Origin of the sequence: Pseudomonas fluorescens, assembly GCF_902497775.2 — a bacterium.
GTDB classification, from domain to species: domain Bacteria; phylum Pseudomonadota; class Gammaproteobacteria; order Pseudomonadales; family Pseudomonadaceae; genus Aquipseudomonas; species Aquipseudomonas putida_F.
In genome coordinates, this window is the sequence record NZ_OZ024668.1 from 5,960,521 (window position 1) to 5,966,768 (window position 6,248).

Annotated in this window: 6 protein-coding genes; 3 read left to right on the top strand and 3 right to left on the bottom strand. The window is 61.2% G+C overall.

Annotation, left to right across the window (positions count from 1 at the left end):
- Positions 1–25: 25 nt before the first annotated feature.
- Entirely contained in the window at positions 26–451 is a 426-nt protein-coding gene (gene hemJ, locus F8N82_RS27450; RefSeq protein WP_038998471.1) for a protoporphyrinogen oxidase HemJ, read from the bottom strand.
- Positions 452–593: 142 nt separating this feature from the next.
- Here hemJ and argC point away from each other — a divergent pair, with 142 nt between their 5' ends.
- Entirely contained in the window at positions 594–1,628 is a 1,035-nt protein-coding gene (gene argC, locus F8N82_RS27455) for an N-acetyl-gamma-glutamyl-phosphate reductase (protein WP_038998472.1), read from the top strand.
- 158 nt (positions 1,629–1,786) lie between these two features.
- Positions 1,787–2,137 (top strand): iron-sulfur cluster insertion protein ErpA, encoded by a 351-nt coding sequence (gene erpA, locus F8N82_RS27460; RefSeq protein ID WP_010221479.1) that lies wholly within the window; start codon positions 1,787–1,789, stop codon positions 2,135–2,137.
- A gap of 57 nt (positions 2,138–2,194) precedes the next feature.
- Here the strand turns inward: erpA and F8N82_RS27465 are convergent, their stop codons facing one another.
- A complete protein-coding gene (locus F8N82_RS27465) occupies positions 2,195–3,286 on the bottom strand; it encodes an anhydro-N-acetylmuramic acid kinase (protein ID WP_038998473.1) in 1,092 nt (363 codons plus the stop codon).
- A gap of 3 nt (positions 3,287–3,289) precedes the next feature.
- Positions 3,290–4,720: a peptidoglycan DD-metalloendopeptidase family protein gene (locus tag F8N82_RS27470; RefSeq protein WP_038998474.1), complete on the bottom strand. Its 1,431-nt coding sequence runs from the start codon at positions 4,718–4,720 to the stop codon at positions 3,290–3,292.
- Positions 4,721–4,930: 210 nt separating this feature from the next.
- Between F8N82_RS27470 and tyrS the strand changes: the two genes are divergently transcribed.
- Positions 4,931–6,130, top strand: coding sequence for a tyrosine--tRNA ligase (tyrS, locus tag F8N82_RS27475; protein WP_038998475.1), 1,200 nt, complete (start codon positions 4,931–4,933; stop codon positions 6,128–6,130).
- The last annotated feature ends 118 nt before the right edge of the window (positions 6,131–6,248 follow it).

The following is a 6,248-nucleotide window of genomic DNA, read 5'->3' on the forward strand; positions in this document are numbered from 1 at the left end:
TCCCGAGGCTGAGTATGGGCTTAGGTTAGAACGGTTTGACCACCACCAGAATTACCACGGCCAGCAGGACCAGTACCGGTACTTCATTGAACCAGCGGTAGAACACGTGGCTGCGCTTGTTCTCGCCGCGAGCGAAGCGCTTGAGCTGCGCGCCGCACATGTGGTGGTAACCGATCAGCAGCACCACCAGGGTGAGCTTGGCGTGCATCCAGCCCTGGCTCATGAAGCCCGGGGTCAGGCTCAGCAACCAGATACCGAAGACCAGTGTGGCGATCATTGCTGGCAGCATGATGCCGCGGTACAGCTTGCGCTCCATGATCACGAAGCGTTCCTGGCTGATGCTGTCCTGGCTTTGCGCGTGGTAGACGAACAGACGCGGCAAGTAGAACAGGCCGGCGAACCAGCAGACCACGCTGACGATATGCAGCGCTTTGATCCAGAGAAAAAGCATGGGGTTGAGTTCCTTCAGGGTTCACGGTCGTCAGATAGTAGAGGCTAGGGGCCCTGCGAGCCATCGCAACAGTTGTGGGCGTGTTTCAGCGCCCCTATTATCGTGGGCTTTCCTGTTGGTTCGTTGATAAGGGGCATGCGTTATGGTCAAGGTCGGTATCGTTGGCGGCACGGGTTACACCGGGGTCGAATTGCTGCGTCTGTTGGCACAGCATCCACAGGCCGAGGTGGCGGTGATCACTTCGCGTTCCGAAGCTGGCCTGGCGGTCGCCGATATGTACCCGAACCTGCGCGGCCATTACGACGGCCTGGCCTTCAGCGTACCGGACGTGAAGGCCCTGGCCGCCTGCGACGTGGTGTTCTTCGCCACCCCGCACGGTGTCGCCCATGCCCTGGCGGGCGAGCTGCTGGCCGCTGGCACCAAGGTCATCGACCTGTCCGCCGACTTCCGCCTGCAGGACGCCGATGAATGGGCCAAGTGGTACGGCCAGCCGCACGGCGCACCGGAGCTGCTCAAAGATGCGGTCTACGGCCTGCCTGAAGTCAATCGCGAGCAGATTCGCCAGGCTCGCCTGATCGCCGTACCGGGTTGCTACCCTACCGCCACCCAACTGGGCTTCCTGCCGCTGCTCGAGGCCGGGATCGCCGACGCCTCGCGCCTGATCGCCGACTGCAAGTCCGGTGTCAGTGGCGCCGGTCGTGGTGCGGCGGTGGGTTCGCTGTTCTGTGAGGCGGGCGAGAGCATGAAGGCTTATGCGGTCAAAGGGCACCGTCACCTGCCGGAAATTACCCAGGGCCTGCGCCGGGCTGCGGGGGGTGAGGTCGGGCTGACTTTCGTGCCGCACCTGACGCCGATGATTCGCGGTATACATTCGACCCTCTACGCTACCGTCGCCGATACCTCGGTCGATCTGCAGGCGCTGTTCGAGAAGCGCTATGCCGATGAACCGTTCGTCGACGTAATGCCGGCGGGCAGCCACCCGGAAACCCGTAGCGTGCGTGGCGCCAACGTCTGCCGGATTGCCGTGCACCGCCCGCAAGGCGGCGACCTGGTGGTGGTACTGTCGGTGATCGACAACCTAGTCAAGGGCGCGTCGGGGCAGGCGGTACAGAACCTCAACATCCTCTTTGGCCTGGACGAGCGCATGGGGCTTTCCCATGCGGGCTTGCTGCCCTAACCGGCGTGCTTGAAGCTGCAAGTTGGCGCCGGGCGCAGTCCGTTTATAGCTTGCGGCTAGCCGCTTGCAGCTTTTGTATTGTTGACCGCTTTTCTCGGAGAAGCGGATAATGCGCGTCATCACGCATTATGGCGGCATAGCGCCGGGAGATAGTCAGCATGAGCGTCGAATCCTTCACCCCTGTGGCATTGCAGTTCACTGAGGGTGCAGCGCACAAGGTGAAGACCCTGGTCGATGAAGAAGGCAATGATCGCCTGAAGTTGCGAGTTTTCGTGACCGGCGGCGGTTGCTCGGGTTTTCAGTACGGTTTCACTTTCGATGAAGACGTTGCCGAAGACGACACCATCGTCGAGCGCGAAGGCGTGGCTCTGGTCGTCGATCCAATGAGTTTCCAATACCTGGCAGGAGCCGAAGTGGATTACCAGGAAGGCCTGGAAGGCTCGCGTTTCGTCATCAAGAACCCAAACGCCACCACGACCTGTGGTTGCGGTTCTTCGTTCTCGATCTGATCGCAAGGGCAGTACCGCAAACGCCGCGCCGATGCGCGGCGTTTTGCTACCTGCGGTTTATGCCGGGTAGATCGCGCCCAGTACCCGCAGGCCACGGGCAGCCGTGACGCTGGGGCGGTTGGCGGGGATGTGTTCCAGGCAGCAGTGGGCCAGCCAGGCGAAGGCCATGGCTTCAACCCAGTCTGGGTCGATCCCGCAAGCGGCAGTGCTGCTGACCCGGGCATTGGGCAGCAGGGCTGCCAGGCGCTGCATCAGCACGCTGTTGTGGGCGCCGCCACCGCAGACCAGCACAGCCTGGGTATCTTCCTGCGCCGCTTGCAACGAGCTGACGATGCTGCGGGCGGTCAATTCCAGCAGCGTGGCCTGCACATCTTCATCCCGAACGCTTGGTTGAGATGCCAGATGCTGGTTAAGCCAAGGCAGGTTGAACACTTCGCGGCCGGTGCTTTTCGGGCCGGTACCGGCGAAGAACGGGTCGCTTAGCAGCGAGGCGAGCAGGTCGGGAATGACCTGGCCGGTGCCAGCCCAGGCGCCATTGGCGTCATAGCTGTGCCCCTGTTTCTGCTGAATCCAGGCGTCGAGCAGCACGTTACCCGGCCCGCAGTCGAAGCCACTGACCGGCTTGTCCTGTTCGATCAGGCTCAGATTGCTGAAACCACCGACATTAAGCACGGCCAGACGTTGGCCCTGGTGGGCGAACAGCGCTTCGTGGAAGGCCGGTACCAGTGGCGCACCCTGGCCGCCGGCAGCAACATCACGGCGGCGGAAGTCACTGACGACACTGATACCGCTGAGCTCGGCTAGCAGCGCCGGGTTGCCGATTTGTACGGTAAAGCCGCGCGCCGGTTCGTGGCGAATGGTCTGGCCGTGGCTGCCGATCGCGCGAATGGCCTCAGGCTTGAGGTCGTGGGCGGCCAGCAGGTGCTGGATACCTTCGGCGGCAAGCTGCACCCACTGGTTCTCGGCCAGGGCCGCGCGGGCGATCTCGTCAGGCCCGCTGGCGCACAGGTCGAGCAGGTCCTGGCGCAGGTTGGCGGGCATGGGGATGTAATGGGTGGCGAGCAGCTTGAGGTGCTGCTGCTGTTCGATCAAGGCGATGTCCAGGCCATCGAGGCTGGTCCCGGACATCACACCCAGATAGAGCGGCATTGCTTAGCGCTTGCTCGAGGCGAGCAGGGTGGCCTTTTCCTGGTCCATGCGGGCGACCAGTGGCTGGCTCTGCTGCAGGAAGCGCTGGCGCTCGGCCTTGGCGATCGGGTCAGCCATCGGCAGCTTCTGCCCGAGCGGGTCGACGTGTACGCCGTTGACCTGGAACTCGTAGTGCAGGTGCGGGCCAGTGGACAGGCCGGTGGTGCCGATGTAGCCGATGATCTGCCCTTGCTTGACGGTACCGCCGGTCTTCACGCCCTTGGCGAAGCCCTGCATGTGCCCGTACAGGGTCTGGTAGCGGTTGCCGTGCTGGATGATCACGGTATTGCCGTAACCGCCGCGGCGGCCTGCCAGCAGAACCTTGCCATCACCGGCGGCCTTGATCGGTGTGCCACGCGGTGCCGCGTAGTCGACGCCTTTGTGCGCGCGGATCTTGTTCAGAATCGGGTGCTTGCGGCCTGCCGAGAAGCGCGAGCTGATACGGGCGAAGTCAACCGGAGTACGGATGAACGCCTTGCGCATGCTGTTGCCGTCGGCCGTGTAGTAGTTGGTGTTGCCTTGTTTGTTGGTATAGCGCACCGCGGTGAAGCTCTTGCCGCGGTTGGTAAAGCGGGCGGAGAGGATATTGCCGGTGCCGACGACCTTGCCGTTCATGACCTTCTGTTCGTAGATCACGTCGAACTCGTCGCCCTGGCGGATATCCTGGGCGAAGTCGATGTCGTAACCGAAGATGCGCGCCATATCCATGGTCAGGTTGTGATTCAGGCCGGCACGTTGAGCCGAGGCCGACAACGAACTCTTGATGACGCCGTGAACATAGGCCGAACGCATCACCGGCTTGCTGATTTCACGGTTGAACGCGTAACCGTTTGCGCTCTTGGTCAGGCGAATGGTTTCCAGGTCGCTGAGTTTGCTGTGCAGGCTGGCCAGTTGGCCGTCCTTGTCGAGTTCGATCTGCAGTACCTGGCCGTGCTTGAGCTGGCTGAACTGCTTGGCCTGCTTGTTACTGGCCAGCACTTCATGCACGGCAGTGGACGGCAGGCCGACCTTGGCGAACAGGGTCGACAGGGTATCGCCACGGCTCACGGTGACTTCGCGATGGCTTGGGTCCTTGCTGGCTGGCGTGGCTGCGGCTGCGGCTGCGGCAGGAGCGGGCTCGGCCTTGGCGGTTTCCTCGGTTGCAGCAGCGCTGTTGTCGATCTGTGCAAAGGGTGAGGGCGCGGCGTCAGTGTTCTGGGTAAGTGGGGTGTCCTGTTCCTGCTTGAGTTGCTCTGCCGGGCTTTCCAGCTCCAGGTTCAGGGTGGTTTTCTTGGCTTCAACCTCGCTGGATGGGAACACCAGCAAGGCCAGGCTGAGTAAGGCGGCGATGCCGCTGGCGGCCAACAGGTGGCTCTTCGGATAAAGCGGGGGCGCTTTAGGCGGTTCGTTGGTCATAGATGAATTGACTTTGAAATAGATGAAGTGGAAAAGATGAATGACATGATGAAGATGAAATAACTGTATAAAATATAACCAAATCCCCTTCAGCGCAAGCGCGCAGACGTCATCAGTCGGCTTCGAGGTCACACTCGGGGCAAAAACTTGTATTTGATGGCTGATCTTGTATGGTTGGGTCCCTTTGAATCTGAGCCTTACGGGTCTGTTATGAAGTCGGTTGAAGAGCAGCTAGCGCTGATCAAGCGTGGAGCGGAAGAGGTACTGGTCGAGTCCGAGTTGGTCGAGAAGCTCAAGCGCGGGCAACCGCTGCGGATCAAGGCGGGTTTTGACCCGACTGCGCCTGACCTGCACCTGGGGCATACCGTCCTGATCAACAAGCTGCGCCAGTTCCAGGACCTGGGTCACCAGGTGATCTTCCTGATCGGCGATTTCACTGGCATGATCGGTGACCCGAGCGGCAAGAGCGCCACCCGTCCGCCGCTGACTCGCGAGCAGGTGCTGGATAACGCCGAGACCTATAAACAGCAGGTGTTCAAGATTCTCGACCCGGCCAAGACCGAAGTCGCGTTCAACTCCACCTGGATGGACAAGCTCACCCCGGCCGATTTCATTCGCCTGGCGTCGCAGTACACCGTGGCGCGCATGCTCGAGCGCGACGACTTCGACAAGCGCTACACCACCAGCCAACCGATCGCGATCCATGAATTCCTTTACCCGTTGGTGCAGGGCTATGACTCGGTGGCGCTGAAGTGCGACGTCGAGCTCGGCGGTACCGACCAGAAATTCAACCTGCTGATGGGGCGCGAACTGCAACGTGCCTACGGCCAGGAAGCACAGAACATCGTGACCATGCCGCTGCTCGAAGGGCTCGACGGCGTGAAGAAAATGTCCAAGTCCCTGGGCAATTATGTCGGCATCCAGGAAGCTCCTGGGGTGATGTACAGCAAGCTCGTGTCGATTCCTGACACCTTGATGTGGCGTTACTTCGAGTTGCTGAGCTTCCGTTCCATGGAAGAGATCGAGCAGTTCCGTGCCGATGTCGCCAATGGCGCGAACCCGCGTGACATCAAGATCAAGCTGGCCGAAGAGATCGTTGCGCGCTTCCATGGTGAGGAGGCTGCCGCCAATGCTCACCGCGCGGCAGGTAACCGTATGAAAGAGGGCGAGTTGCCGGAGGACCTGCCTGATGTCGAGGTTGCTGCGGCTGAAGGCTTGCCGATCGCTGCCGTGTTGAACCGGGCGGGCCTGGTGAAGAACTCGGCGATGGCGCGGGATCTGCTCAATGGCGGCGCCGTGAAAGTCGACGGTGCGGTGGTTGATCGTGACTTCATGTTTGCACTTGGCGCGACCCATGTGTGCCAGGCGGGCAAGAAGGCATTTGCCCGGATTACCCTCAAGGCCGAGTAATCGCCTGCTGGTGTAGCTATTTAATAGGTGTAGCTATTTATAGAGGGGGAGGCCGGCAGGTCTCCCCCCTTTGTTTTCGGGCTTTTTGACCTGTGCGACAGTTTTATTGCAATAAGCG